At 36.2% G+C, this 1,269-nt stretch carries 2 protein-coding genes; one reads left to right on the top strand and one right to left on the bottom strand.

Translation table 11 applies throughout. The annotated features are described in order from the left end of the window. The first annotated feature begins 122 nt into the window (after positions 1–122). The gene (locus F0226_RS22300) at positions 123–302 is read left to right on the top strand and encodes a hypothetical protein (protein ID WP_171737681.1); all 180 of its coding nucleotides are present in this window, start codon (positions 123–125) and stop codon (positions 300–302) included. A 124-nt stretch (positions 303–426) separates the two neighbouring features. On the opposite strand, the gene F0226_RS22295 is transcribed toward F0226_RS22300, so the two are convergent. Continuing rightward, a complete protein-coding gene (locus tag F0226_RS22295; RefSeq protein ID WP_171737680.1) occupies positions 427–699 on the bottom strand; it encodes a hypothetical protein in 273 nt (90 codons plus the stop codon). Positions 700–1,269 lie beyond the last annotated feature (570 nt).

The following is a 1,269-nucleotide window of genomic DNA, read 5'->3' as shown; positions in this document are numbered from 1 at the left end:
TGCCCCAAAGTTTGTTAGACCAATGAAAAATAGGCTGATAAAAGCATGCATGAACTAGTTTGTCGTAATATCAACCTGTATCATCATTTCGCTTTTTGTAATTCGCTTTTGGACAATACAGTGTGAAAAGCTTGATCTTATCTACTTTTGCTGTGGCAACCTCAAGCCGTACCAAAGAAGCCTTAGATGCCAAACGTAAACTGGGCATTATCGGTGGTAGACCCAAAGGACCGGCTAAAAACTTAAAGCTTGATAAGCAAAAATATAAAATAGTGGAATACTTACGCATGGGATTAAGCTAGGCATCGATTGCCAAGTTGCTCGATATTTCAGCCAGTACGCTCAGTGATTATATTCGCCGGCAAGACCTTAAGGCGAAACTAAACGTGGGTTGTGAAACGAGCGTATAGTTGGATGCGTACATTACTATTTATGATTTGTTTGCATGTTACTTTTAATTAAGAAGTAAGAAAAAAAACCGCCAACAAAAGGAAGTAATAATGATAGGGCGATTATAAATACTCTATTTTTCATGCTCTTATCAATAATGGCTATAACTATTGGTGTAAATGAAGTGAAGAATATACTTCCTACGGTTAGCCATAGGAAAAACCAAGACACACTTTCTTTGTTAACTATTTCAGGGAAAAATTCTTGACCAATTAATCTAACAAACAATGAAAAAGCAAATGTTATCATGGAGTACTTTAATAACCGTATAAACATTAATGCGAAACCTCTAATTCTGCGAAAACCAAGCCACCAATTGCAGCTTCAAATTTATTTATACCCATAAAGAAGACGATACCTTGTCTTCTTTTCTCGCTCTGGAATTATATTTATGCTGTTCCTGATAGGGCTAATGCTGGTAAGAAAGTAATATAAATACTCTATTGTTCATATAAACCTCATTGATATTAATGATTTGTGTCACGCTTTATAAGGTGAGGCGACTCTATTGTGAGTTTTTTCTTATTGGTGATGACTCGCATTACCTAGGTTCAAGAGAGCAAGTACAAGATATTGGTCGACCAAAGAGGAAGGTTAGGGACTATAGAGCGTGATGGAAATCTAATATCAGTAGAGAGCAGTTTACCATTATTTTTACTGATTACATCTAGGGTTACATTGCCCACAAAGGTGTACATTTTGGAACTGATCTGCACCATCAATACTGGACACTGAGTTAAGGGAGTTGAGCAACCCATACTTGCTTGAAGTGATTTGTTAATTTCTAATTTAGCAAAGTTGTTGACACATTATTGTCCA

This window comes from Vibrio sp. 99-70-13A1 (assembly GCF_013114625.1).
GTDB lineage: Bacteria > Pseudomonadota > Gammaproteobacteria > Enterobacterales > Vibrionaceae > Vibrio.
The sequence above is the reverse complement of the archived record's forward strand: the minus strand, read 5'-3'. Positions and strand labels throughout refer to the sequence as shown.